Annotated in this window: 27 protein-coding genes; 13 read left to right on the top strand and 14 right to left on the bottom strand. The window is 64.3% G+C overall.

What is annotated here, in order from left to right; all coding sequences use genetic code 11:
* Positions 1-100: 100 nt before the first annotated feature.
* The 3 genes from NCR93_RS23800 to NCR93_RS23790 all read left to right on the top strand — a co-directional run bounded on the left by NCR93_RS23800 (position 101) and on the right by NCR93_RS23790 (position 2,673).
* Positions 101-859, top strand: coding sequence for a hypothetical protein (locus NCR93_RS23800; RefSeq protein WP_175982077.1), 759 nt, complete (start codon positions 101-103; stop codon positions 857-859).
* Between the two features lie 231 nt (positions 860-1,090).
* The gene (locus NCR93_RS23795; RefSeq protein WP_175982078.1) at positions 1,091-2,359 is read left to right on the top strand and encodes a PQQ-dependent sugar dehydrogenase; all 1,269 of its coding nucleotides are present in this window, start codon (positions 1,091-1,093) and stop codon (positions 2,357-2,359) included.
* Positions 2,356-2,673, top strand: coding sequence for a c-type cytochrome (locus NCR93_RS23790; protein ID WP_008347185.1), 318 nt, complete (start codon positions 2,356-2,358; stop codon positions 2,671-2,673). Before NCR93_RS23795 ends, NCR93_RS23790 begins: the two co-directional genes overlap by 4 nt.
* 183 nt (positions 2,674-2,856) lie before the next feature.
* On the opposite strand, the gene NCR93_RS23785 is transcribed toward NCR93_RS23790, so the two are convergent.
* From NCR93_RS23785 to NCR93_RS23770, 4 genes are all read right to left on the bottom strand, one after another.
* Entirely contained in the window at positions 2,857-3,900 is a 1,044-nt protein-coding gene (locus NCR93_RS23785) for a PDDEXK nuclease domain-containing protein (RefSeq protein ID WP_008347183.1), read from the bottom strand.
* Positions 3,901-4,170: 270 nt separating this feature from the next.
* Entirely contained in the window at positions 4,171-4,353 is a 183-nt protein-coding gene (locus NCR93_RS23780; RefSeq protein ID WP_175982079.1) for a hypothetical protein, read from the bottom strand.
* Positions 4,354-4,476: 123 nt separating this feature from the next.
* On the bottom strand, positions 4,477-5,154 hold the full coding sequence (locus tag NCR93_RS23775) for a glutathione S-transferase family protein (RefSeq protein ID WP_008347180.1): 678 nt from the start codon (positions 5,152-5,154) through the stop codon (positions 4,477-4,479).
* Positions 5,155-5,172: 18 nt separating this feature from the next.
* Complete coding sequence (locus NCR93_RS23770) at positions 5,173-5,970, bottom strand: enoyl-CoA hydratase/isomerase family protein (RefSeq protein WP_175982080.1); 798 nt, start codon at positions 5,968-5,970, stop codon at positions 5,173-5,175.
* A 304-nt stretch (positions 5,971-6,274) separates the two neighbouring features.
* Between NCR93_RS23770 and modA the strand changes: the two genes are divergently transcribed.
* The 3 genes from modA to modC are packed head-to-tail and all read left to right on the top strand — an operon-like array spanning position 6,275 to position 8,866.
* Positions 6,275-7,039: a molybdate ABC transporter substrate-binding protein gene (modA, locus tag NCR93_RS23765; RefSeq protein WP_008347177.1), complete on the top strand. Its 765-nt coding sequence runs from the start codon at positions 6,275-6,277 to the stop codon at positions 7,037-7,039.
* An 8-nt stretch (positions 7,040-7,047) separates the two neighbouring features.
* The gene (gene modB / locus NCR93_RS23760) at positions 7,048-7,728 is read left to right on the top strand and encodes a molybdate ABC transporter permease subunit (RefSeq protein ID WP_175982081.1); all 681 of its coding nucleotides are present in this window, start codon (positions 7,048-7,050) and stop codon (positions 7,726-7,728) included.
* 19 nt (positions 7,729-7,747) lie between these two features.
* Positions 7,748-8,866 (top strand): molybdenum ABC transporter ATP-binding protein, encoded by a 1,119-nt coding sequence (gene modC, locus NCR93_RS23755; protein WP_235366168.1) that lies wholly within the window; start codon positions 7,748-7,750, stop codon positions 8,864-8,866.
* On the opposite strand, the gene NCR93_RS23750 is transcribed toward modC, so the two are convergent.
* Positions 8,855-9,442, bottom strand: coding sequence for an NUDIX domain-containing protein (locus tag NCR93_RS23750; protein ID WP_175982083.1), 588 nt, complete (start codon positions 9,440-9,442; stop codon positions 8,855-8,857). The two genes, modC and NCR93_RS23750, sit on opposite strands and share 12 nt — an antisense overlap.
* Positions 9,443-9,520: 78 nt before the next feature.
* On the opposite strand from NCR93_RS23750, the gene NCR93_RS23745 reads away from it, so the two are divergent.
* The 3 genes from NCR93_RS23745 (at position 9,521) to NCR93_RS23735 (ending at position 11,381) form a co-directional block, all read left to right on the top strand.
* The gene (locus NCR93_RS23745) at positions 9,521-10,276 is read left to right on the top strand and encodes a DeoR/GlpR family DNA-binding transcription regulator (RefSeq protein WP_008347169.1); all 756 of its coding nucleotides are present in this window, start codon (positions 9,521-9,523) and stop codon (positions 10,274-10,276) included.
* A gap of 173 nt (positions 10,277-10,449) precedes the next feature.
* Entirely contained in the window at positions 10,450-10,800 is a 351-nt protein-coding gene (locus NCR93_RS23740) for a hypothetical protein (RefSeq protein WP_033535906.1), read from the top strand.
* A gap of 50 nt (positions 10,801-10,850) precedes the next feature.
* Positions 10,851-11,381, top strand: a complete 531-nt coding sequence (locus NCR93_RS23735) for a YMGG-like glycine zipper-containing protein (protein ID WP_033535907.1) — start codon at positions 10,851-10,853, stop codon at positions 11,379-11,381.
* A 9-nt stretch (positions 11,382-11,390) separates the two neighbouring features.
* Here NCR93_RS23735 and NCR93_RS23730 read toward each other — a convergent pair whose 3' ends face one another.
* The 7 genes from NCR93_RS23730 to NCR93_RS23700 form a co-directional block, all read right to left on the bottom strand.
* Positions 11,391-12,221, bottom strand: a complete 831-nt coding sequence (locus NCR93_RS23730; RefSeq protein ID WP_175982084.1) for a hypothetical protein — start codon at positions 12,219-12,221, stop codon at positions 11,391-11,393.
* Positions 12,222-12,239: 18 nt separating this feature from the next.
* Positions 12,240-12,992, bottom strand: coding sequence for a lipoyl protein ligase domain-containing protein (locus tag NCR93_RS23725; protein WP_175982085.1), 753 nt, complete (start codon positions 12,990-12,992; stop codon positions 12,240-12,242).
* A gap of 109 nt (positions 12,993-13,101) precedes the next feature.
* Positions 13,102-14,226 carry an acetoin dehydrogenase dihydrolipoyllysine-residue acetyltransferase subunit gene (locus NCR93_RS23720; RefSeq protein WP_008347159.1) on the bottom strand — a complete coding sequence of 375 codons (1,125 nt, stop codon included), beginning with the start codon at positions 14,224-14,226 and terminating at the stop codon, positions 13,102-13,104.
* Positions 14,226-15,242, bottom strand: coding sequence for an alpha-ketoacid dehydrogenase subunit beta (locus NCR93_RS23715; protein ID WP_008347157.1), 1,017 nt, complete (start codon positions 15,240-15,242; stop codon positions 14,226-14,228). Before NCR93_RS23715 ends, NCR93_RS23720 begins: the two co-directional genes overlap by 1 nt.
* Before the next feature lie 18 nt (positions 15,243-15,260).
* Positions 15,261-16,256: a thiamine pyrophosphate-dependent dehydrogenase E1 component subunit alpha gene (locus tag NCR93_RS23710; protein WP_175982086.1), complete on the bottom strand. Its 996-nt coding sequence runs from the start codon at positions 16,254-16,256 to the stop codon at positions 15,261-15,263.
* Between the two features lie 33 nt (positions 16,257-16,289).
* Positions 16,290-17,345: an ATP-NAD kinase family protein gene (locus tag NCR93_RS23705; protein ID WP_008347154.1), complete on the bottom strand. Its 1,056-nt coding sequence runs from the start codon at positions 17,343-17,345 to the stop codon at positions 16,290-16,292.
* Between the two features lie 191 nt (positions 17,346-17,536).
* Complete coding sequence (locus NCR93_RS23700; RefSeq protein ID WP_175982087.1) at positions 17,537-19,513, bottom strand: sigma-54-dependent Fis family transcriptional regulator; 1,977 nt, start codon at positions 19,511-19,513, stop codon at positions 17,537-17,539.
* Positions 19,514-19,692: 179 nt separating this feature from the next.
* Here NCR93_RS23700 and NCR93_RS23695 point away from each other — a divergent pair, with 179 nt between their 5' ends.
* Positions 19,693-19,923: a hypothetical protein gene (locus NCR93_RS23695; RefSeq protein ID WP_008347150.1), complete on the top strand. Its 231-nt coding sequence runs from the start codon at positions 19,693-19,695 to the stop codon at positions 19,921-19,923.
* 8 nt (positions 19,924-19,931) lie between these two features.
* Here NCR93_RS23695 and NCR93_RS23690 read toward each other — a convergent pair whose 3' ends face one another.
* Positions 19,932-20,699 (bottom strand): SDR family oxidoreductase, encoded by a 768-nt coding sequence (locus tag NCR93_RS23690; protein WP_008347148.1) that lies wholly within the window; start codon positions 20,697-20,699, stop codon positions 19,932-19,934.
* A gap of 72 nt (positions 20,700-20,771) precedes the next feature.
* Positions 20,772-21,272 (bottom strand): hypothetical protein, encoded by a 501-nt coding sequence (locus tag NCR93_RS23685; protein WP_008347146.1) that lies wholly within the window; start codon positions 21,270-21,272, stop codon positions 20,772-20,774.
* A 376-nt stretch (positions 21,273-21,648) separates the two neighbouring features.
* Between NCR93_RS23685 and NCR93_RS23680 the strand changes: the two genes are divergently transcribed.
* The 3 genes from NCR93_RS23680 (at position 21,649) to NCR93_RS23670 (ending at position 24,666) form a co-directional block, all read left to right on the top strand.
* Entirely contained in the window at positions 21,649-22,353 is a 705-nt protein-coding gene (locus tag NCR93_RS23680) for a glutathione S-transferase N-terminal domain-containing protein (protein ID WP_175982088.1), read from the top strand.
* A gap of 178 nt (positions 22,354-22,531) precedes the next feature.
* The gene (locus NCR93_RS23675) at positions 22,532-24,079 is read left to right on the top strand and encodes a methyl-accepting chemotaxis protein (RefSeq protein ID WP_175982089.1); all 1,548 of its coding nucleotides are present in this window, start codon (positions 22,532-22,534) and stop codon (positions 24,077-24,079) included.
* A 311-nt stretch (positions 24,080-24,390) separates the two neighbouring features.
* The gene (locus NCR93_RS23670) at positions 24,391-24,666 is read left to right on the top strand and encodes a hypothetical protein (protein ID WP_008347139.1); all 276 of its coding nucleotides are present in this window, start codon (positions 24,391-24,393) and stop codon (positions 24,664-24,666) included.
* Positions 24,667-24,893 lie beyond the last annotated feature (227 nt).

Genomic DNA, 24,893 nt, shown 5'->3' with positions numbered 1-24,893 from the left:
AAGAGGCCGAATGAGCGCTGAATGAGCCGGCGCGACGCGCTTGACCTGCATGATTGAAGCGCTTATACAGGACTCTCATCGCTCGCGACCGGAGTGCAGAATGACAAGAAACGCAATTCCCTTCGTGGTTTGCGCCATCGCTCTCGCTGCATGTTCCACCGGCGGTTCCAACTCCGCGCCGCCGCCCGGCGCCGTTACGACGACGCTACCTTCGGGCGGCGTCTACAAAGGCTCGCTCACGGGCAGCACGGCGCAAGCCACGCTTCTCATGCTTTTCGACGGCACCGCCTATCTCTTCTACGCAAGCGCGGGCGGCGCGGGACTCGCGGGCGTCGCGGTCGCGAAGAGCGGCAAGCAATCGGGCGATGGCCGCTTCATCAGCGACGCCGCATTCGACTATCGCGTGGGCAAGGCGCCTGCGTCGGCGGCCGTTTTCAGCGTGAACTTCGCGCGCGCGCCCGCCGTCGACGGAACTGTCGCGAACAAGGACGGCGGCGCGGGGCTCGCGTTTTCCGCCAACGCCGCGCCGATGCTCGACATCGCGCCGAGCCGCGCCAACGCGGGCGGCCTGTACAGCGGACGCGGCATGTCGCTCGGCGGAACGACGCAGACGCGCATCACGGTCGCGGGCGACGGCTATCTCGCCGGCACGACGACATCCGGCTGCATCTTCAAAGGCACGACGGCGCCGCGCCAAGGCGCGAACGCCTACGACGTCTCCGTGACCTTCGGCCCCGCGCCCTGCCCGCTTCCCGATACGACCGTGACCGGTCACGCGGTGCTCGACGGCGCGCGTCTACTCGTCGCGTTGCCGAGCCCGGACCGCACCGACGTCTTTCTCTTCGACGGCCGGAAATAGATGCCGCATGCAACCCCGCGCCGCAGCGAAACTTAGTCATCCGCTGCTTACTTAAGCGATTTCTATCCTAAGATTGTTTTCATTGCCGAAGCGTCGTGCGATGCGCGCGTCGGCGGAAGTGGCCGTGTTTTGTTCAGTGCAATTCCGAGAGCACCTTTTGCTTTGCATGGAACCGGACGGCGCCACCGAAACGTCCGCTCCGGTTATTAACAACAACAGGAGACAAACCGGATGAACGCAACGTTCAAGCTTTTGCCGTTGGCCGTCGGCGCGATGATCGCCTGCGTGCCGCACGCGAACGCCGCGCAGGACAACATCAACGCGCTTTCGAATTTCCGGCAGACGGGCAATGCCGCACCGCCGGAAACCATTCCGCAAGCTGGCCAGACGGCCGATGCGCTGCGCAAGAATCTCGAGCAGATCAAATTGCCGCCCGGCTTCAAAATCGAGCTATACGCCGTCGTGCCCGAGGCCCGCGCGATGACGATCGAGCCTTCGACGGGCGTCGTGTTCGTCGGCAGCCGCAAAAATCGCGTGTGGCAGGTGACTGACCGGACCAAGCAACGCGTAGCGAGCGATGTCGTGCAGTTTGCGTCGTCGGTGACGTTCAAGGTGCCCAATGGCGTCTGCTTCTCGCCGGACGGCGTGCTCTACGTGGTCGAGCAGAACCGCGTGCTCGGCTTCCCGGCGGCGCAGTTCTTCGGCGAAGGCGGACCGGATGTCGCCGCGGCGGTCGTCGTCCCGCAGGGCAAGCTGATCCCGACGCAGTTCGAAAGCTTCAATCACGGCGCGCGCTACTGCCGCGTCGGGCCGGACAAGAAGCTGTACATCGCGCTCGGCCAGCCGTGGAACGTGCCGCCGAAAGACAAGCTCGCCGAACTCGACAGGAATGGGCTCGCGGGCATCATCCGTCTGGATCAGAACGGCAAGAACCGCGAAGTCTACGCGCACGGCGTGCGCAATTCTGTCGGTCTCGATTTCAATCCGAAGGACAAAACGCTCTGGTTCACCGATAACCAGGTCGACGGCATGGGCGACGACACCCCGCCGGGCGAGCTGAATCGCGCGACCAAGGGCGGCGAGAACTTCGGCTTTCCGTGGTACGGCGGCGGCAAGGTGCGAACGGTGGAATACAAGGACCAGAATCCGCCGGCGGGTCTCGTGTTTCCGCAGGTCGAGTTCGCCGCGCATGCCGCCGATCTCGGCATGTCGTTCTACAACGGGAAGATGTTCCCGCAGAAGTATCAGGGCGGCATCTTCGTTGCGGAGCACGGCTCGTGGAACCGCACGAAGCCGATCGGCGCGCGCATCATGTTCACGCCGATCAAGGACGACGGCACCGCAGGCGAGGCGGAAGTCTTCGCGGAAGGCTGGCTGACGAGCAGCGGTGAGTACATGGGCCGTCCCGCCGACGTGCAGATGCTGCAAGACGGCTCGATGCTCGTCTCCGATGACTACGCGGGCGCGATCTATCGCATTTCGTATTCGGGGGCCAAATGAGGGTCGCGCTGACGGCGGCGGTGCTCGCGGGCGTTCTGGCGGCGGGCGCTTCCGCGTCGTTCGCCGCCGGCGACATCAAAGCCGGGCGCGCGAAGGCGACGGCGTGCGCGGCGTGTCATGGCATCGACGGAATGTCGAAACTGCCGGAAGCGCCCAATCTCGCCGGGCAGACGGAAGAATATCTCGTGAAGGCGCTCAACGATTTCCGCACGGGCGAGCGCAAGAACGAAATGATGTCGATGATGGCGAAAACCTTGTCCGACGCGGACGTCGCCAATCTGGCCGCCTACTATCACAGCCTCGGCAAGCAGTGACCGCCGCCGATGTGTTGCAAATTTGCTGCGGTCGATTACCGATTGCGATTTTTTTTGTTTTAGGTGTTGACGTCGCGGCTTAAGGGTTTATACTAACACCTGTCTCCTCCATGTCTCAACCGATGTGGATTCAAGCCCGCTCAACTGAAGCGGGCTTTTTTTTGGCCTAATTTTCTGGCCGCTTCACCGCTCGTCTGGCATGTCGCCGCGCAATTCGGCCTCGATCTGGTCGATCGAAGGCAGGGTCGTCTCCAGCGATGCCGGAACTTCACGCAGCAACTGATATTCGGCGACGCCCATCGGCTTCGCGACGCCGCGCAGCGCATATTCGGCGACCAGCCGGTTCTTCTCCTTGCACAGCAAAAGCCCGATCGTCGGCTGATCGTCGGGCGCCTTCAGTTGCGCATCGACAGCGGAGAGGTAGAAATTGAGCTGGCCGGCGTATTCGGGCTTGAACGGCGTCGTCTTCAGTTCGACCACCACGTAGCAGCGCAGCTTCAGGTGATAGAACAGCAGATCGATGAAGAACTCGTCGCCGCCCACATCGAGCCGATACTGCCGTCCGACGAACGCGAAGCCTGCGCCCAGCTCCAGCAGAAAGCGCGTGATGTGCTGCGTGAGCGCCTGTTCGATATCGCGTTCCTGCGCGTTTTCGGCGAGGCCGAGGAAATCGAAGATGTATGGATCCTTGAGCGCGTCGCGCGCCAGATCGGATTGCGGCGGCGGCAGGCGCTCGTCGAAATTGGTGATCGCGCTGCCGCTGCGCGTGTGCGCGGCGGTTTCGATCTGCATCACGAGAATCTGGCGCGACCAGCCGTGCTCCAGCGCCTTCGCCGCGTACCAGCTTCGATCGTCCTGATTCTTGAGCTTGTCGAGCAGCGTGCAGAGATGGAACCACGGCAATTGTGCAGCAGGCTGCTGCACGAATGCCTCGTCCGGCCACGCCTGCGCGAGCGCGCGCATGTATTTCAGATTGCGCGGTGAAAAGCCGCGCATGTCGGGAAACGCCGATTTCAGATCGCGCGCGAGCTGATCGATGACGCCCGCGCCCCAGCCCTGTCGCCGCTGACGATCGAGAATATCGCGGCCGATCTGCCAATACAGCGTGACGAGCTCCCGGTTCGCGCTGGCCGCCGCCCGCTGGCGCGCGCGCTCGACACGCAGTTTCAGTTCGGCGAGCCAGCGCCGGTAATCGTCGTCCCAGACGTTGGGAAGATTGGCGGTCATGCGGTTCCTGGTTCGACGCCGGTTGTCGTGGAACCGTCATTATCGGCGGATTCTGCTGCTGCGTCGGTTGGTCTCCTGACGCGCCCGTGGCGCCTGGCTTGGGGTTATCTTCCCAGGCTCTTCGGCCTCGATGCTTTATGTTGTCCACAGAAACTGGGCACAAGCCTGTGGATATCGTTTCAGATTTTGCTGCAACGCATTGATTCGACAACACTTACTTCCGCCGCCCAACGACGCGCCCCGCGCGCGCCGCCGTCGTCGTCGTCGTCTTCAGTCGGCATTCGGCATGCACGACGCGAGCACCGCGTCGAAGCGATTCATCTCGATGCTGAAAATCGATTGCGGCGCGGTGGCGTTCAGTTCGTCCGCGGGGGATGTCGGCAGCGCCATCGCAATGGTGGCCGTCGCGAGCAGCGCAAGGACAACCGACAGGAACCAGGAAAGAACGATCATCGCCAACCTCGTCAAGTAAGACTCTCTGAATCGGCGCGCGTGAACGTCAGCGCGTGATGTGAAGAGTACGGCTGCGCGGCGCTTCGCACAGCCCTACGGACGGGGGGACGTGAAGGAGGGTAACTACGGACGCAGCAGTGGCGACGCCGTCGTCGATACGCCTTGCGCGAGCGCCGCGGCTTCCTGCGCCTCGAGCGCGCGGACGAAGCCTTCGCGTTCGCGCAGACGCCGCCAGTATTCCGCGATCGATGGCGCGAAGTGCGCGCTCTGCCCCAGCAATTCCGCGAGCATCAGCGCGTAGCCGACGGAAATGTCCGCCGCCGTGAAACGCCCCGCGCACAGATACGGCTGCGCGTCGAGCAGCGGCGCGAGCGTGCGCAGACGCGCGTGGAACCAGCGCGCGTAATCCTCGACGATCTGCGGCTGCAGCCGCTCCGGCGGCTCCAGATGCGCGTAGCGAAGCACGAGCGTCTGCGGAAACGTGAGCGTCGCTTCGCCGAAATGCACGAAGTTGAGATAACGGCCGAAATCGGCCTCGTGCGGCGCGACATCGAGCGCGCCCGGCGAATAGCGCGCCGCCAGATACTGGCAGATCGCCGACGATTCGGTCATGAAAAGCGCGTCGTCCGCATCGTCGGTGAGCGCCGGAATCGTGCCGAGCGGATTCACGTCCTTGAAACCGCGCGCGAACACGCGCGGCGGAAACGGCAGCATCTTCAGTTCATACGGCACGCCGATTTCTTCCAGCGCCCACAGCGGCCGGAACGAGCGCGCGCTCACGCAGTGATGCAGCGTAATCACGTCGATTCCTCCGGTGCTTCAAACGAGCCAGGACGGCTTGCGCTTCTCGAGGAAGCTGCGCACGCCTTCGCGCCCCTCGTCCGATGCGCGGATGCGCGCGATGCGCTCCGCCGTCTCGCCGATCGACGATTCGTCGATCTCCTTGCCCGCGAAATCCGCGACGAGCTTCTTGCATTCGCGCACGGCGTTCGGACTGTTCGCGGCGATGCTCGCGGCGATCGCTTCGACGCGCGCATCGAGCTGATCGGCGGCGACGGCTTCGTGCACGAAACCGAGACGCAGCGCTTCGGCGGCATCGAAGCGCTCGGCCGTCACGAAATAGCGATGCGCCGCGCGCGCGCCCATCGCGCGGATCACGTACGGCGCGATCGTCGCGGGCACCAGGCCGAGCTTCGCTTCGGAGAGACAGAAGTGCGCCGTGTCCGCCGCGACCGCGATATCGCACACGGCGACGAGTCCCATGCCGCCCGCGTAGGCGTCGCCCTGCACACGCGCGATGACCGGCTTCGAGCAAGCGTAAATCGTGTTGAGCATGGTGGCGAGACCGAGCGCATCGGCGCGATTTTCCGCTTCCGAATAGCCCGCCATGCGCTTCATCCAGTTGAGATCGGCGCCCGCGCAGAATGCCGGACCGTTCGCGGCAAGCACGATAACGCGCACGTTGGCGTCGTCGTCGAGCGCGCGGAAGGCGGCGGTCAGCTCGACGATGGTCGCGTCGTCGAAGGCGTTGCGCACGTCGGGGCGATCGAGCGTCACGCGCGCGACGTGGCCTTCGATGCCGAGCTTCAGGCGTTGCAGATTCGCTGCGTCGGTCATGCTTCGTCTCCTGCGCGCTCGAATTGAGCGCGGCTCAGTTTATCGTGGCTGGCAATTTACCTTTCGGCGATCAGTGTCATCGAAAAACGCGAAAACGGTCAACTCATATATTTGAGTGTCACTCACAATGAGTCCATCAAACAATCATCCGACGAGTCGCGCCGAAACCCATGCACCGACGCAATATACTCGTATATATTACGGTGCTCGCCGGACCCTGCGGCCACACGCTCGCGGCCTCCAACGCGCCGCCTGAAGTCGTTCCATAAGCAGAATTTCAACTCGGTTCAAGGAGCTTTACGTGATGACTCGTATTCTGCGCGCTTTGCTTTGCGCGTTCGTTCCGCTCGCTGCGGGCATTGCTTCGGCATCCGCGCTGGCCGGCGAAGTGCAGGTCGCGGTCGCGGCCAACTTCACGGCGCCCGTGCAGGCGATCGCCGCCGACTTCGAGAAAGACACCGGCAACAAGGTCGTCGCATCGTTCGGCGCGACGGGTCAGTTCTACGCGCAGATCAAGAACGGCGCGCCGTTCGAAGTGTTCCTCGCCGCCGACGACGCCACGCCCGCCAAGCTCGACAGCGAAGGCGCGACCGTGCCCGGCAGCCGCTTCACCTACGCGACGGGCGCGCTCGCGCTGTGGTCCGCGAAAGACGGCTACGTCGACGATAAAGGCGACGTGCTGAAGAAGAACGCGTTCAAGCACATCGCGATCGCGAACCCGAAGGCCGCGCCGTACGGTCTCGCCGGCTATCAGACGCTCGACAAGCTCGGCCTCGCAGCAGAAATCAAGCCCAAGGTCGTCGAAGGCCAGAACATTTCACAGACGCAGCAGTTCGTCGCGACCGGCAACGCGGAGCTCGGCTTCGTCGCGCTGTCGCAGATCTACAAGAACGGCAAGGTCACGAGCGGCTCGGCGTGGATCGTGCCGGCGAACCTCCACGAGCCAATCAAACAGGACGCGGTTATCCTGAACAAGGGCAAGGACAATCCGGTCGCGAAGCAGTTCATCGAGTACCTGAAGGGTCCGAAGGCCGCCGAAGTCATCAAGTCCTACGGTTATCAACTCTAATTTCGCCGATGCCGCTCGATAGCGCCGATCTCCAGGCTATTACGCTGACGCTCGAACTCGCGTCGCTGACAACGGTGCTCCTGCTCGTCGTCGGCACGCCGATCGCGTGGTGGCTCACGCATACGCGTTCGAAACTGAAGGGCGTCGTCGGCGCGGTGGTGGCGCTGCCGCTCGTGCTGCCGCCGACGGTCATCGGCTTCTATCTGCTCGTGCTGATGGGGCCGAACGGTTATGTCGGCAAGATCACGCAGGCGCTCGGTATCGGCTTGCTGCCGTTCACGTTCACGGGGCTCGTCGTCGGCTCGGTGATCTATTCGATGCCGTTCGTCGTGCAGCCGCTGCAGAATGCGTTCGAAGCGATCGGGCGCCGTCCGCTCGAAGCCGCCGCGACATTGCGCGCCGGTCCGTGGGACACGTTTCTCACGGTGGCGCTGCCGCTCGCGCGGCCGGGCATCGTCACGGCGACGATTCTCGGCTTCGCACATACCGTCGGCGAATTCGGCGTCGTGCTGATGATCGGCGGCAATATTCCGGGGCGCACGCGCGTCGTGTCGGTGCAGATCTTCGATCACGTCGAGGCGCTCGAATACGCGCAGGCGCACTGGCTCGCGGGCGGCATGGTGATATTCTCGTTCGTCGTTCTTCTGCTGCTCTACTCCGGCCGACGTTCCGTCACGGCTCATGTCTGAACTCACTTATCAACGCGTGATGCTCGACCGCGCGCATACCCGTTCCGACGAAGCCATCGAAGCGCGCTTTCTCGTCGAGCACGAGGGTTTCGCCTTCGATATCGATCTCGCGCTGCCCGGTCGCGGCGTCACCGCGATCTTCGGCCATTCCGGCTCCGGAAAAACCACGCTGCTGCGCTGTCTCGCGGGACTCGCGCGGCCGCGCGCCGGGCGGCTCGTCGTCAACGGCGAAGTCTGGCTCGACACCGAGCGCCGCATTTTTCTGCCGACGCACAAGCGCCCGCTCGGCTACGTCTTTCAGGAAGCGAGCCTCTTTCCGCACTTGAGCGTGAAGAAGAATCTGCGCTTCGGCCTGGAGCGCGTGAAGTCGGCAGAGCGGCGCGTGGATCTGTCGCAGGCGGCGGAATTGCTCGGCATCGCGCATCTGCTGGAGCGCATGCCGGCCGGATTGTCAGGCGGCGAACGGCAACGCGTGGGCATCGCGCGGGCGCTCTTGACGAGTCCGCGTCTGCTTTTGCTCGATGAACCGCTCGCGTCGCTCGATCAAAAACGCAAGCAGGAAATCCTGCCGTATCTCGAACGCCTGCACGATGAACTCGACATTCCCGTGATCTACGTGAGCCACGCGCCCGAAGAAGTCGCGCGCCTCGCAGATCATCTCGTGCTGCTCGAAGGCGGCCGTGCGCTTGCGAGCGGGCCGATCGCCGATACGCTCGCGCGGCTCGATCTGCCGCTCGCAATGGCCGACGACGCATCGGTCGTGTTCGAGGGAATCGTCGACGGATACGACAGCAAGTACGGCCTGCTCACGCTCGCGCTGCCGGGCTCGCGCGCGAAGCTCGCCGTCGTGCATACGCCTTTGTCCTGCGGCAAGACGATGCGCGTCGCCATCAAGGCGCGCGACGTGAGTCTCGTCACCGGCACGCACGAGCACGAGCGCAGCAGCGTGCTGAACGTGCTGCCCGCGACGGTGATCGGCATCGCGAAGGACGCCCATCCGTCGCAAGCCGTGGTGCGGCTCGACGTCGACGGCTCGCCGCTGCTCGCGCGCGTCACGCGTTATTCGCTGGACCGGCTAGGCATCGTCGAAGGCATGCGCCTGTGGGCGCAGGTGAAGACGGTGTCGCTACTCGCCTGAACGCGCCGCGAGCGCGGCGTATTGCAGCAGCATGATCGTCTTGCCGTCCATGATTTCGCCGCGCTCGATCATCTGCATGGCGGTTTGCAGCGGGACTTCGATCGTCTCGATTTCCTCGCCCTCTTCTTCTACGCCGCCGCCGTCCGAAACGCGCATCGAGCTGTCGTAATCGCCGACGTAGAAATAGAGCTTCTCCGTGACCGATCCCGGGCTCATGAACGCCTCGAAGATCTTCTCGACGCGATGCACGCGATAGCCCGTTTCCTCCTCGACTTCCGCGCGAATGCGCTCTTCGGGCGTGGCGTCGTCGAGCAGGCCGCCGGGCGACTCGATCAGCATGCCGTCGTGTCCGTTGACGAACGCGGGCATGCGGAACTGGCGCGTCAGCAGCACGTTGCCGGTCTTGCGATCGCGCAGCAGAATCGTCGCGCCGTTGCCGCGATCGTAGGTTTCGCGGCTCTGACGCTGCCAGACGCCATCGCGGCGCTGAAAATCGAAAGTCACTTTTCTGAGGACGTACCAGTCGTCCGACAGCACTTCGGTTTTGAGGATGCGGACGCGCTCGCTCGTTTCCATCGGTTCACCCGTTCGACAAGTTGTTGAACTCATGGTAGCGTGCAGTTTCGTGCAATATCAAGAAATTTCGTGCAAACAATGTTGACCAGTCAGCGCAAGAAAGCGATTCTCGATGCCCTCAAACGCGACGGCCAGGTGCTCGCCGCCGAACTGAGCGCGCGCTTCGGCATTTCCGAGGACACGGTGCGGCGCGATCTGCGCGAACTCGCGGCCGAAGGGCTGCTGCAACGCGTGCACGGCGGCGCGCTGCCTGCTTCGCCCGCGATCGCGCCGTTCGCGCGGCGCGAGGACATGGAATCGGAGGCGAAGCGGCGCATCGCGAAGAAAGCGGCGGACATGATCGCGCCGGGGCAGATCGCGATCATCGACGGCGGCACGACGTCCGCGCTGCTCGTGCGTCAGTTGCCGGCGAATCTGTCCGCGACGATCGTCACGCATAGTCCGAGCGTCGCCGTGGCGCTGGCGGAGCACGCTTCGGTCGACGTCGTGCTGATCGGCGGCAAGCTCTACAAGCATTCGATCGTCACGGTCGGGGCCGCTGCCGTCGAAGCCATGTCGCACATTCACGCCGATCTCTATTTCATGGGCGTCACCGGCGTACATCCGACGGCCGGCCTCACCACCGGCGATTTCGAGGAAGCGCACGTCAAGCGCGCGCTCGCGGCGCGCGCGGCGGAAACCGTCGTGCTGGCGTCGGCGGCGAAGCTCAACGCGGCGTCGGCCTACAGGATCGGCGGGATCGATCTGGCTCAGACGGTCATCGTCGAGGAAACCGCCGACGCGAAGCTCGTCGAACCGATCGAACGCGCCGGAATCACCGTGCTGCGCGCATGAATTCACGACACTTTGTTACCGGGTAACGCGCCGAAAAATACGCGCCGTTCCGCGTAATTGAAATTCTCCGGCAAAGGGAATAGCGTTCGAGGATGCGCTATGTCAGGTCAACTGCGGAGGTCGGATTTCCGTTAGTGCCATCGACATCGCAAACATTTTTTCTGGAGAAGGACGTGAATCGCCTGAAGGCTTTTATCGCGCTATCGCTGATCGCGAGCGCGGGCGTGACCGCCAACGCGTACGCCTGGGCGCGCGTCGGCGTGTGGGTCGGCGGACCCGTGTATTACCCGTATCCCGTCGCGCCGGCGCCGTATTACTACTATCCGCCGCCGCCCGTCGTCGTTCAGCCTGCCGCGCCGGTTCAATACGTCGAGCAGGGTCAGCCCGCCGCCGATCCGGGCGCGCCCGCGCAGCAGCCAGGCATGTGGTACTACTGCGACTCCGCGAAGGCCTACTACCCGTACGTGAAGCAATGCGCCAACGCATGGCGTCCGGTTCCGGCGACGCCGCCGCCATCGAACTGAGGCTGTTCGGCACTTTGAAAACCGATAACGAAGCGAATTCGCAAGAATCCATGAACTACTCGAGGCTTGGCCTTTTACTGGCGGCAATCGGCGTGACGGGCCTTTCGGCCTGCACCGTGATGCCTACCGGCCCCAGTGTGATGGCGCTACCCGGCAGCACCAAAACGTTCGACCAGTTCCGCGCCGATGACAACTCCTGCCGCCAGTTTGCCCTTCAGCAGGTCGGCGGCGTGGACGCCAATCAGGCGGCGACCAACAGCGCGGTCGGCAGCGCGGTTGTCGGCACCGCGCTCGGCGCGGCGGCGGGCGCGGCCTTCGGCGGCGGATCGGGAGCGGCCATCGGCGCGGGCGCGGGCCTTCTGACCGGCAGCGCGTTCGGCGTCGGGGCATCGCAGGCATCGGGCTACAACGTGCAGCAGCGCTACGACTACGCGTATCTGCAATGCATGTACGCCGCCGGCGACAAAGTGCCGGTACGCGGCTCGACCCGCATGGTTCAGCCGTCCGGCGGCGCGTATTCCACCACGCCTCCGCCGCCTCCGCCGCCGCCGGGCTGGCAGCCGCCGCCCGGAACTTACTGACAGACTGAGTCAATGCCGCACGCGCCGGTCATCGCCGCCGGCGGCGAGCGGCGCATCGGGCACGAACGACGGCGCCACGAGCAAGCCCGTCACCCAGCCGATATAAAACCGCAAGTCGCTCCAGAACTCCGATCGCTCATACACGCGAAACGCCTGTGCGTGCGCGAGCCATAGCGCGAGTTGCAGCGCGCCCGTCAGCACGAGCCAGGCGAGCGCGATCACGCCGGTCGCGCGGGCGCAGCGCCTGAACGTGAACGCATCCCACTGTTCCCGCACGATGAGACATCCCGCGATCAGCACGGCTATCGTGGGAATCGCGCTCGTCACGAGCACATGCGCGCTCCAGCCGAATATCACGCCGACCAGCAAACCGACGATGATCGACAGCGCCGCAATCGGCCACGCGATCCACGACGGCGCGCGCGCGGCCATCCACGCAATCGTGATGAAAAACGGCGTGATCGCCCATTGCAGCGCCTGCGCCACGGCTTTCACGAGGTTCTCGCTTGCCTGCGCGTTGGAGTGACTCGCTGCGACATACACGGTGATCGCCTCGTGCACGCAGACGGCGACGATCGCAAAGCTCAACGCCTCGCACGCGGCGAAAGCGGGAGATTTCTCGGCGGGCTCGTGCGCGTCGGACAGACCGCGCAAGCGCTCCAGCACCGGCTCGACGAAGAACGCGAGAATCGCGCCGATCAGGAGCGCGGCGGCGGCATCGGTCAGCGAAAAATGGCCGAAGAGCGAAAACAGCCCTTGCCACAGAAATTCGGGCGCGGCCGCGCACACGGCCACCCAAAGCGCGAAGAAGAACCCGTTCGAAGCACTTCTGAGCGGCATGGCCACCTCGATGCGTTTTTATTGTTCCGGCGGCGACGCATCCTTCACGCGCTCGATCAATGTCGCGCGCACGCGCTCGCGCAGGTCGGCGGGCATCGAAAAGCATTCGTAGGCGAGCGCCTGCGCAACGGTCACGATCCGCAGTTCTTCGTAGCGGCGTCCGCTTTCGATCATCGCTTCGAAGGCGTTGGCGCGCTCGTTGATTTCGATCGGATCGGCATCGACGAGCACGACGGCGTGGGCAAGCACCGCATAGAGCGGCTGGGCCTTGTCGTCGTGCGGCACGCGCCGCCAGTACTGCGCGGTGCCCGCGATCTTGCGGGCGTCGTCGCCGGGGCCCCAGGCGAGATTGAAGCGGCCGTCGCAGAAAGAGCCTTCCACCGCCTGCCAGTGCGTCAGCACGCCGAGCGAGCTGAGGGCATCGGCGAGAATCCGGCACAGATGCACGTAGACGGTTTCGGACAGCGCGCCCATCGGCGCGCGCACCGGATACGCGAGGCTCAGATTGAGCACGCCCGGACCCTGCGGAACGAGACCGCCGCCGGACAGACGCAGCCACACGGGACAGCCGCGCGCAGCAAAAGCCTCGCGCGCGTCGGCGAGCGCCGCGTAACGCTGATAGCTGCGCGGCACGACGAGCGATGCAGGCGCGTCCCAGACATGCGCGACGGCATCGCCCGCGGCCGCGCGCGCGAGGAGCGCTTCTTCGGCTTGCAGCGGATCGTGCGGATCGCCGGAAAGCGCGGCGGGATCGATCAGTTGGAAGGGCATGGCATCGAAGGAATGACGCGCCGACGCAGACGCGATCCCGACATGGTAGTCAAGAACGCGCGGACGCGCCGCGACGGGGTCCTGCTCCGCCGCGGCGCGCGCCGGGCGATCAGCCGCCCTTGCCTACGTGCTCCTTCAACAACGCGTTGACTTCGTTGGCCTTCTCCATCTGACTCATGTGCCCGGCGTCGTCGAACACGCGAACGGTCGCGCCTTCCGGTGCATGCTTCGCGTGCGCGGCGGGAATGATCTGGTCCTTTTCGCCCCAGATCACGAGCACCGGCTTGCCCGACGCAGCCAGCTTGCCGCCCGGCAGCGCGCTCTGCTTTCCGCCCGCGAACAAGCCGCCGTTGAGCGATGTCAGCGCGTCGCTGACGCCGTCGAGCCGCTTGTACTTCAGGAGATCGTCGAGCATCTGGCGGCTGACGAGTTCGGGATTCGCGAACAGCAGTTCGACCACCGGTTTCAGCTCGCGACGCGATTCGGCCGTGACGAAGCCTTCGGTGTACGCATTGTTCACTTCATCGCCGAAGCCGGCAGGCGAAATGAGCGACACGGACTGCACGCGCGACGGCTGATCGACGGCCATCTGCGCCGCGATGCCGCCGCCCATCGAATGGCCGACGAGATGCGCCGCTTCCAGACCCACGGCGTCCATGAACTTGCCGACGAACGCGGCCAGCGCTGCCAGAGACGTTCCAGGCACTTTAGGCGTCGATTGTCCGTGGCCCGGCAGATCCAGCGCGAATACGCGGTTCCTTTCGGCGAGCGCATCGAGATTGAACAGCCAGTTGTCGAGATCGCCGCCGAAGCCGTGGATGAACAACACCGCGGGCCGGCTCGCATCGTCGCCGCCGCGCGAGGCGTAGCGCACGCGGATGCCATCGACATCGACGAAGTGATACGCCGCCGCTTCCTCGCCCGCTTCCTCATCTTCGGCGGGCGTGACGTAGGACGAAACGTACGCGTCGATATCGGCGTCGCTCACGTCGGACGGCGCGAGCACGCCGAGCAGCGCCTTGACCGGCAGCGTATCGCCCGCCGACGCGACCCGCCGACGCAGCAAACCCGCGTCGGGCGCTTCGACGGCGTTGGCGATCTTGTCGGTTTCGACATCGAGGATCGGCATGCCGACGGTAATCTCCGTGCCCTCCTCCACGAGCCATTCGTTGACCGTGCCTTCCTTCATCGACAAGCCCCATTTGGGCATCACGATCGGTGTGATTGCGGCCATCAGTGCTTTCCTCCCTTCATGGTTTTTCGTGCGGCGTCGGCGATCTGCGCGGCGCTCGGTATGTAAAGATCTTCGAGCGTCGGCGAGAACGGCACCGGCGTATGCGGTGCGCAGACCATCTGGATGCCCGCTTTCAGCGCGCCGAACGCCTGCTGCGCGACCTGCGCGGAAATATCCGTGGCGATATTGCAGCGTGGGTTCGCCTCATCGACGACGACGAGCCTGCCCGTGTTCTCGACCGTCTCCAGCACCGTATCGAGATCGAGCGGCGACAGCGTGCGCAGATCGACGACTTCCGCTTCGATGCCTTCCTTCGCGAGCGTCGCGGCGGCCTCCAGCGCGCGATGCACCATCAAGCCGTACGTGACGATCGACACGTCCTTGCCGTCGCGCACGACGTTCGCTTCGCCGAACGGAATCGCATACGAGTTCTCGGGCACTTCGCCTTCGAAGCCGTAGAGATTCTTGTGCTCGCAGAAAATGACCGGATCGTTGTCGCGGATCGCCTGAATCAGCAATCCCTTTGTGTCGTAGGGCGTCGACGGGCACACGACCTTCAGCCCCGGAATGTGCGTGAACAGCGAGGTCAGCATCTGGCTATGCTGCGCGGCCGCGCGAAAGCCCGCGCCGACCATCGCGCGGATCACGACGGGCGTTTCCGCCTTGCCGCCGAACATGTAGCGGAACTTCGCCGCCTGATTGAAGATCTGGTCGAAACACACGCCCATGAAGTCGATGAACATCAGCTCCGCGACCGGACGCATGCCGCACGCCGCCGCGCCGATCGCCGCGCCCACGTATGCCGATTCCGAGAGCGGCGTATCCAGCAGGCGATCGCCGTGCTTCGCGTACAGACCTTTGGTGACGCCGAGCACGCCGCCCCACGCGTCTTTCTCGCCGTCCGCGCCTGCGCCGCCGACGATGTCCTCACCCAGCACGATCACACTCGGATCGCGCGTCATTTCCTGATCGATGGCTTCGTTGATCGCCATCTTCATGCTCAGTTTGCGGGCCATGGTGTTTGTCTCCTCGAATCAATATTTGACGTAGACATCGGTGAGCAGATCGGCGGCGGTGGGCAAAGGGGCGTCCTTCGCTTCCTGCACCGCGCGGTCGATCAGCGCGGCGACCTCCTTGTCGATCGCGTCGAGTTCTCCCGGGGAGATCACGTCGGCTTGCGTGACGGCGGCCGCGAACTTCTTCAGGCAATCCTTGTTCGAGCGGATATCGTCGATTTCGCCGGGCGCGCGGTACGTCTGCGCGTCGCCTTCGAAGTGACCGTAGAAGCGGATCATCTTGCATTCGAGCAGCGCCGGCCCGCCGCCTTCGCGCGCGCGTTTGATGACCTCGCCCGCCGCTTCGTACACCGCGAAGAAATCGGTGCCGTCGACGGTCACGCCCGGAATGCCGAAGCCCGCCGCGCGATCGACGTAGCTATCGACGGCCGTGCCGTAGTCACGCGCGGTCGATTCGGCATAGCCGTTGTTCTCGATCACGAAGATCACCGGCAGGTTCCACACGGCCGCGAGATTCAGGCTTTCGAGAAACGTGCCCTGGTTCGACGCGCCATCGCCCGCGAACGTGATGCCGACTTCGCCCTTGCCGCGAAACTTCGCCGCGAGCGCCGCGCCGCAGATCAGCGGCGCGCCCGCGCCGAGAATGCCGTTCGCGCCCATCATCCCTTTCGACAGATCGGCGATATGCATCGAGCCGCCCTTGCCGTTGCACGAGCCGCCTTTCTTGCCGTAGATCTCCTTCATCATCGCGACCGGATCGACGCCTTTCGCGATGCAGTGTCCATGTCCACGATGCGTGCTCGCGATGCGGTCGCCATCGTTCAAATGCGTCATGATGCCGACGCCCGCCGCCTCCTCGCCCGCGTACAGGTGCACGAAACCGGGAATGTCGCCGCGTCCGAAATCGACGTGCAGGCGCTCTTCGAAATCGCGGATCGTGCGCATCTTGCGATACGCGTTCAGCAGTTCGTCCTTGGAGAGCGGCAAGCCGCCCGCATGTTGCGTCGCTGTCATCTCTGTCTCCTTTGATGTCTTCCGTGGGTTGGCCTAGCGGGTGTGGCTGCTGGACTGACGCATCAGCCCGGACGCCGCCGCGTAACGCATGCACGCGGCGACATCGATGCTGCGAAAAGCGCTTTCCCTGAGCGTGACGCTCACTTCGTCGCCGGGTCCGAAGGCGAGCTCGCGTTCGCCGTCGAGCGCGACGATGCCGCTCTTCTGCTTCACGCGATGCGGCACGCCGTCGGCGAGGCGCGTCCAGTTCGCGATCGGCACGGGTTCGACGAGGCCGGGCGCGATCGGCGCGTGCAGTTCGAATTCGCAGTCGCCTGGTCTGCCGAGCTCGATCGCGAGTCCGCCCTTGTCGTGCCGCCCGAGCGGTTCGAGCAGACCGGCGATCGCCGACATGCCGATCGCCTGCGGATCGGCGTAAGAGACGTAGACGGCGGCGAGCGTGTCGATCTTCCACAGCGCCCGCGCGCCGATGAAATGCTCGTGCGAAATCACGGCATCGACGAGCGCGATGTCGCGGCGCACGCTGCCTTTCGCATCGCGAATTTCGATGTCGAGCAGCTTGTTCGACGCGAGCGCTTGGCGCGCGGGGACGCGGCCCGTTGCGTAGAGCCCCGTCGCAAGTCCGGAGATGGTCGGCTCCCGCATTTCCGGATAGGCGTTGTTCGTGCCCGTCGACAAGCCTGCGATCGGCACCTGGCCGCACTCGCGCACGACCGCGCGATGCGTGCCGTCGCCGCCGAGCACGATGAGCGCATCGGCGCCGGCGTCGTGCATCATGCGCGCGGCGCGAAACGTGTCGTCGACGCGCGCGGTCACGGGCATGTCGAGGAATTCGACGTGAGCGAGCGCGGCGTCCGGACCTTGCTTGCGCGAAAGATGCCGTTGGAGCATGACCTTGAGACCTTCGCGGTCCGGCATCATCAGCACGCGCGAAGCGCCGCACGACGCGAGCGACGACAGCAGCCGCAACACGATATTCACGCGATCCGCGAGCTGCAGGCTGTTCGCATTCGCGATGACGCGCCGGATGTCCCGCGCCGAAACAGGATTGGCGATGATGCCGACGAGCGGCGCCGCGCTGTCACGCATGCCAGTGTCTCCGTTGTGTGTTTTGTGCGGCGGATAAAGGCAAGCGCCATGCCAATCTGAAGACGGCTTTCGCGCGCGAAAAAGCGAGGGATTACCCGCGGAAATCGGGCGCTTTGGAGGGTGTACGGGGCGCCGCCGTGACAGGTGTCACAGCGGCAGGTGTATCGGCGGGAGTACAGGCGTATCGCGCGTTAGTGACCCGCGTCGCGCTGATTCGGCGACTTGATGCCGTAGCGCGCCATGCGCCGGTAAAGCGTCATGCGGCTCACGCCGATCTGCCGCGCGACCGCGCTCAGATTCCAGCTCGCCGCGCGCAGATACTGCATCAGCAGCATGCCTTCGGGCGGCAGCCGATGCGGATCGAAATCCTCGACGACGGCGCGCGCCGGCTCGGCTTCGACTGGCGTCAGCGCGCCGCCGAATCCTTCCGGCAGATCATCGACATCGATCGAACCGTTCGCGCACACCGCGCGCGCATAGCGCAGCACGTTGCAAAGCTCGCGCAGATTGCCCGGCCACTCATGCCGATGCAGCCGTTCACGCGCCGCCGGCGTCAGCGTGACCGCGCCTTCGAGCAGCTTGTCGACGAGCCAGTCGAGATCGCTTCGTTCGCGCAGCGGCGGCAGCGTGAAGCGCGCGCCGTTCAGGCGATAGTAGAGATCCTCGCGGAAGCGTCCGTCGTGCATGAGCGCGTCGAGCGAATGATGGGTGGCGGAAATCACGCGCACATCGACCGATACGGGCCGCGACGCGCCGATCGCGAGCACTTCGCCTTCGGCCAGTACGCGCAGCAGCCGCGATTGCAACTCGCGCGGCATGTCGCCGATTTCATCGAGAAAGAGCGTGCCGCCGTCCGCTTCCTGAATGAGCCCGCGCTTGCCTTTCGCGCCCGCGCCCGAAAAGCTGTTCGGCAGATGCCCGAACAATTCGCTTTCGATGAGCGTCTCCGGAATCGCCGCGCAATTCACCGCGACGAACGGCCCCGCGCGCCGCGCGCTCGCGCGATGCAGCGCCTTCGCGAAAAACTCCTTGCCGCTGCCGGTTTCGCCATTGACGAGCAGGTTGATCGGCGAATCGACGAGCTTCGCGGCGCGTTCCAGTTGACGCCTGAGCGCGGCATCGCCACCGCACAGCGCGGCGAGCGGCGCGGGCACTTCCACGCTGCGCGCCGCAGTCGCGTTGGTCGACGGCGTGACGCACGGCGCGGGCGGCATCACGCTCAGATAAAGCAGCGCGCCGGATTTTGCGAGCGGCACCGCGCGCAATTCGCTCGGGCGCGAATAGACGAAGCGGCCCAGCTCTTCGATGCGCGCGTCGAAAAGCGTATCGAACGGCACGCCGATCAGCGACGTCGCCCTTTCTCCCGGCGCGACCGGACGGCCGATTTCGGCGGCGAGCATCGTATGCGCGCGGCGATTGTGTCCGACGATGCGTCCGCTCGCATCGAGCGCGATCAGATATTCGGGGTTCACATCGACGAATTCCGGCGCGGTGTTCAGCTTCAGAATCCAGTCCTGCCGATGCGTGCGCAGAAAATTCGCGTTCTCGATGTGCCCCGCGTAAATCCGCACGAGTTGCAGCGCGAGATTCTGGCTGTCGCGCGCTTGCGGCGACACGAGCGCGGAAATGTCCAGGATCGCGGAAAGCGCGCCGCGCGAATCGTAGAGCGGCGCGGCGGTGCACGTTAGCGGAATGTGCGTGGCGTCGAAATGATCGATCTGATGGACGGTGAGCGCCTGCCCCGTCGTGAGCGCGGTGCCGACCGCGCAGGTGCCCGCGCCCGCTTCGCTCCACTCCGCGCCGAGATAGAGACCCGCGCGGCGCAGCGAGGAATCGGTGTTCGCATCGCCGATGTAATCGACGGTCACGCCGAGCGCATCGGTGAGCAGCACGACATAACCCATGCCCGCGACCTGCTCGTACAAGGCTTCGAGACCGTGACGCGCGATGCGCGCGAAGTCGTCGATGCGCTGCTGATGCTCGCGCAGGCGCGTCTGCGGCAGGATGCGCGCTTCCTGCATGCGCGACGGATCGAGTCCGTACTGATGCACGCAACGCCGCCATGAAGACTGAATGATGCCGTCGTGCGCTCGCGCCGTACCGAGCGCGTCCGCCCGCGTGGTCGCCGCGACGACTGCCTCGATGTGCTCGCGTTGCCGCATGTCCATCGTGCTCTCCTTGGCGTTCTCGTGCCGCCCGCACGCGGAATTCACCGATTCGCACGAGCGTGTCTCAGGCCATATGATGCTCGAATCGGCAGAACGCGTCATGCGGCGATAGCGCTGCGCCGCAACATATACGACCGCTGATACATCGGCGCATCAGAACGAAAATCAGGAGACAGCGGATGGCGAAGATCGCTTACGAAGACTTCGAGCGACAGATCGTGCAGCATCACCTCATCAAGGGCAACGTGTACGAGAACGGCGCGGCGCTCGTCGAGCGCGCGAACAGGTGGATTGCCGAGAACGACGTCGACGTGCTGAACGTCGAGAGCCTCTCGACGTTCGGCGCCGGCGACGATACCAGCGTGAGCCATTGGTACTCGGGCATTCGCGTCTGGTATCGGATCGCGTAGAAGAAGAATCAGCCGCGGCCGACGAACGGCATCTTGGTGGCCATCACGGTGTGGAACAGCACGTTGGCTTCGAGCGGCAGGTTCGCCATGTAGAGCACCGACTGGCCGACGATCTTCACGTCCATCATCGGTTCGATGGCGATCTCGCCGTTCGCTTGCGGCACGCCCTTCGACATGCGCTCCGATAGCTCGGTGAAAGCATTGCCGACATCGATCTGACCGACCGCGATGTCGTACTTGCGGCCATCGAGCGATGCGGTCTTCGTGAGACCTTGCACCGCGTGCTTCGTCGCCGTGTAGGCCGCCGAATTGGGGCGCGGCGCGCTCGCGGAAATCGAACCGTTATTGATGATGCGGCCGCCCGTGGGCGTTTGCGCCTTCATCGTGCGGAACGCTTGCTGCAGGCAATAGAACATGCCGTTCAGATTGATATCGACGACGTTCTTCCATTGCTCGGGCGTCCAGTCCTCGAACGGTCCCGGCGGATTCGTCACGCCAGCGTTGTTGAACAGCAGATCGACGCGGCCGAAGCGCTCGACCGCCGCCTTGAAGAGCTTCTCGACCGATTGCGGATCGGAGACGTCGGTCGGCACGGCGAGCGCGCGCTCCGCTGCATTCGATTCGCCGATCACCGCGTCGAGCGGCGCGGGACGTCTTCCGGCAAGCACGACCGACCAGCCGTCGCCGAGCAAGGCCAGCGCCGCCGCACGGCCGATTCCGCTTCCCGCTCCGGTGACGATGGCGATTCGTTGAGACTGCTTGGCTGCGTCAGACATGTCGGCGTTCTCCTGTTGTCGGGCGCGCGACACTTTGCGCGCGCCTTTGGGGAGAACATTATCGACGATGATTCAGCGATTCCGCGACGCTTCCGTCGTAACGGCGCCGGCCGTCGTCTTGCTCGCGCCGCTGCCGTCGCAGAAGACGGCCGTCATCATCATCGGCACGACCTGTTTGACGACCGCCGTGCTGCCCGATTCGCGCACCTTCGCCTCGACCGTTTCCGACGCGGCGAGCACCACGACGCCATACGCGGAATCGTTGATCGGCTGGCCGCTGCCGCGCTTGAACATGTCGTCGCCGTGCTCGTAGCCCAGCACGGCATACACGCGAAAGCCGTAAGCGGTGAGCTCGCTTCCCTGGGTCGGCTTGAACGCGTTGACCGAATTCGCCTCGACGCGCATGGGGCGCGCGTCGATGGATTTATCGGCGACGAGCGGTGCGATGAAGTTGTGCGCGCTGGACTTGCAGTCGAGCTGGCTTTCGAGAGACGTGGCGGTGCACAGGCTGGGCAGCAGTCCCCCGACCACGGCAGCGATTGCGGTAAGCGTTGCGAGAGGAGCGGTTTTCATGGCAGCGTAACCAACGGTTCGTAAGGCCGGCACGGATTCCCGGGCACCCGTGCCGATGCAATAACCGAGCCAGTGGACCGGCCCGCACGTCGCGTTCGCGCTGCACATTCCCGCAAGGGCTTGGTTTCTTCGTTGTTCGTTGACTTCTTGACCTTCGCGCTGCGCGCAATCCTCGTATCGATGCTGCGATTCCTACAATCGCTTTTGTAGTCGAGGCAAGAACAGATTCCGCGTTTCGACATACGTCGTCTGTACGAGATCCCTCAATCTTTTCCTGTCGATGCGGCGAGCGGATGACAGCGCGCGCGATGGTGTCTTCGACGCAGGAAAGCCGCGAAATCGTTATATTCGGCGCTTCGACCTTCGAGGACTCTAAATGACCGCGCTTGCCGATTTCCCCATCACCCGCAAATGGCCCGCTCAGCATCCCGAGCGCATTCAGCTCTATTCGCTGCCGACCCCCAATGGCGTGAAAGTCTCGATCATGCTCGAGGAAACCGGCCTGCCTTACGAGCCGCATCTCGTGCGCTTCGACAAGAACGATCAGATGTCGGACGAGTTCCTGTCGCTCAATCCGAACAACAAGATTCCCGCGATCATCGATCCGGAGGGACCCAACGGCGAGCCGATGCCGCTCTTCGAATCCGGTGCGATTCTTGTCTATCTCGCGGCGAAGAGCGGCCAGTTGATGCCCGACGATGTGGCGAAGCGCTACGAAACGCTGCAATGGCTGATGTTCCAGATGGGCGGCGTCGGCCCGATGTTCGGGCAGGTCGGCTTCTTTCACAAGTTCGCGGGCAAGGATTACGAGGATAAGCGTCCGCGTGCGCGCTACGTCGCCGAATCGAAGCGGCTTCTTGGTGTCCTCGACAAGCGGCTCGAAGGTCGCGACTGGATCATGGGCGACGAGTACAGCATCGCGGATATCTCCACGTTTCCGTGGGTGCGCAATCTGATCGGCTTTTACGAAGCGCGCGAGCTGGTGGATTTTCACGAGTTCAAGAACGTCGAGCGCGTGCTCGACGCGTTTCTCGCGCGGCCTGCGGTGAAGCGCGGACTGGAGATTCCGAAGCGCGATTGATTGCGGGGCATCGGTCGCTTTCGTTGGGAACGCGCACGCAAAGGTTTGCGGCGCGTGACCGCGGCGCTTGTCACACAAACGTCGTCGACAATCGGTAGATTGCGCTCTCCACAAAAGTCCGATGATTGGCCGCTGCGCGCCTCCGGACTTCTCCGCGCACGTTTCTCTTCTACCGAACATGTCAAAGTTCACCGTCAAGGCGCGCCTCGCGATCGTCACGGGCGCGGTCGCCGCCGTGCTCGTCGCGGTCGGCAGCGTCGGATTATTCGGCGTCCAGCAAGGCAATGCCGCGCTACGCCACGTCTTCGAAGGGCGCGTGCAAGCGCTGCAGACCATTTCCACGATCGACGAACTCATCACGCAAAGCCAGTTCGCGATCAGCGACGCCGTGCTCGATCCATCGGCGCAAAAGACGCAAGCCGTGGTCGCATCGACGCAGCAGCGCGTCGCAAATATCGATGCCCTGCTCGGCCGCTATCTGCGCTATCCGCTCGGTTCGACCGAAGCGCCGCTCGCAAAGCGCCTCGCCGCCGACTGGGCGACACTGCGCGACAAAGGCTTTCGTCCGTCGACGGATCTGCTCGCCGCCAACAATTTGGCCGAAGCACAGTGGATCGTCACGCAGCAGATCGAGCCGCAAGCGAAGCGCGTCAAGAAGGAAAGCACCGATCTGCGCGCGTTTCAGCTCACCGCCGCACAGCAGGAATACGACGACGCGCAACGCGTGAGCCGCATCGTGCAATGGAGCGTGGGCGCGTGCATCGGGGCGGGCGTGGCGCTCGTCGGCTGGCTCTGCTTTTCGTTGGCGCGCTCGCTCATGCGCCAGCTCGGCGGCGAACCGGAACTCGCGGCAAGCGTGGCGCGGCGCGTCTCGCAAGGCGATCTGCTGACCGATGTGCCCGTCGCGCGCGGCGACACGGAAAGCGTGATGTACGCGATGAGCCTGATGTGCAGCCAGCTCGCGTCGATGGTCGGCGACATCAAGCGCTCGACGCAGACCATCGGCGTCGCGGCGGCGGACATCACCGAGGGCAACCACGCGCTGTCCGCGCGCACCGAGGAACATGCGGCGAGCTTGCAGCAGACGTCGGCGAGCATGGAGCAGATCGCATCCACCGTTCGCGCGAACGCCGATCACGCGAATCGCGCGCGCGAGTTGGCGAGGGAAGCGTCCGAGCGCGCGAAGGATGGCGAACGCGCCGTCGCCGATGCAATCGCGCGCATGATGGATTTGTCGTCGCGTTCGGCGCAGATCCGGCAGATTACGAGCGTGATCGAATCCATCGCGTTTCAGACGAATCTGCTCGCGCTGAACGCGGCGGTCGAAGCGGCGCGAGCCGGGTCGCTCGGACGTGGCTTTGCTGTCGTCGCCGAGGAAGTTCGCGCGCTCGCGCGGCGCTCGTCGGCCGCGGCGAAGGAAATCTCGCAATTGACCCGCGAAGTGAACGCGCACGTCGAATCGAGCGGCTCGACGGTCATGCGCGCGGGCACGACGCTCGCCGATCTGCTCGCTTCCGTCGACGCCGTGTCGATGCTCGTCGAAGCGATCGCGACGGCTTCGCGCGAGCAAAGCAGCGGCATCGACGAAGTGAACGACGCGGTATCGCAGATGGATCGTTTGATGCAGAAGAATGCCGCCCTCGTGAACGAAGCGGCGACGGCCGCGCACGCGCTCGACGCGCAGGCGCGCGAACTCGGGCAAACCGTCCAGGCATTCCGCATTTAGGCTTTTTTGACGCGGCCGGCGCGAATTTTTTTACCGGTTCAGAATGGGAGACGAAGCAACGCGCGAATTTCGTACGCCGGGTCAAATGCGTTACGCATCAACACGTTGGCCCGGCGATGCTCAGGATATCCACAATCTTGCCCACCGATTCTGTGGACAAGCATTCGTCCGTTCCAGCCGTCACGAGTTCGCCGAACGCATGATTTGTCAATGCGAATCTGACGATGGTGACGCCAATGGATGCCCTCCTCTACCCTTCTCGACGCCGCGCCCGGCGCCTTTCGCTAGCTGCGGCTGCCGGCATGATTTGCATGGCGGCTCACGCGCAAACGCAATGCCCCGGCTACGTCGAAACCGACGCCGGCAGCGCGTTCGATATCGCATCGATGATTCGCGACGCCGGCTCGCCGCAATCCGCGCTCGACAAGCTGCGTAACGCGGTGGCGAAAGTGAACGCCGGCGGCGGATGCTCGATCTTTCGCGACCGCCTCGCCTGCGAGGAAACGCTCACGCTGGCAAACAAGGCGATCGTCGCGTTGCAGGCGTGCGCGTCGTCAAGGATGCCTAAAGGCACGACGCACGGCTGATGTCATCGCGCAAATAAAAAAGCGGGGGGGGGCCTTTTTTGGGGGCCCCGGGTGTGTGTTTGCCCCCACGTGACTTGACGCGGGCCCCCCGATCAGCGCTACACGTACGGACGCCCCTTTTGGGGGGGGGGGGGGTTGATTTCTTAAAATTCTAATGCGGTCTGAACATTTTTGTATAAATATCCAAAAAAAACAAGGATGGGTTGTTTTAGTTGTATTGGGGGGTT

The sequence above is a fragment of the Caballeronia sp. ATUFL_F1_KS39 genome (assembly GCF_023630985.1).
Classification (GTDB): Bacteria; Pseudomonadota; Gammaproteobacteria; order Burkholderiales; family Burkholderiaceae; genus Caballeronia; species Caballeronia zhejiangensis.
The sequence above is the reverse complement of the archived record's forward strand: the minus strand, read 5'-3'. Positions and strand labels throughout refer to the sequence as shown.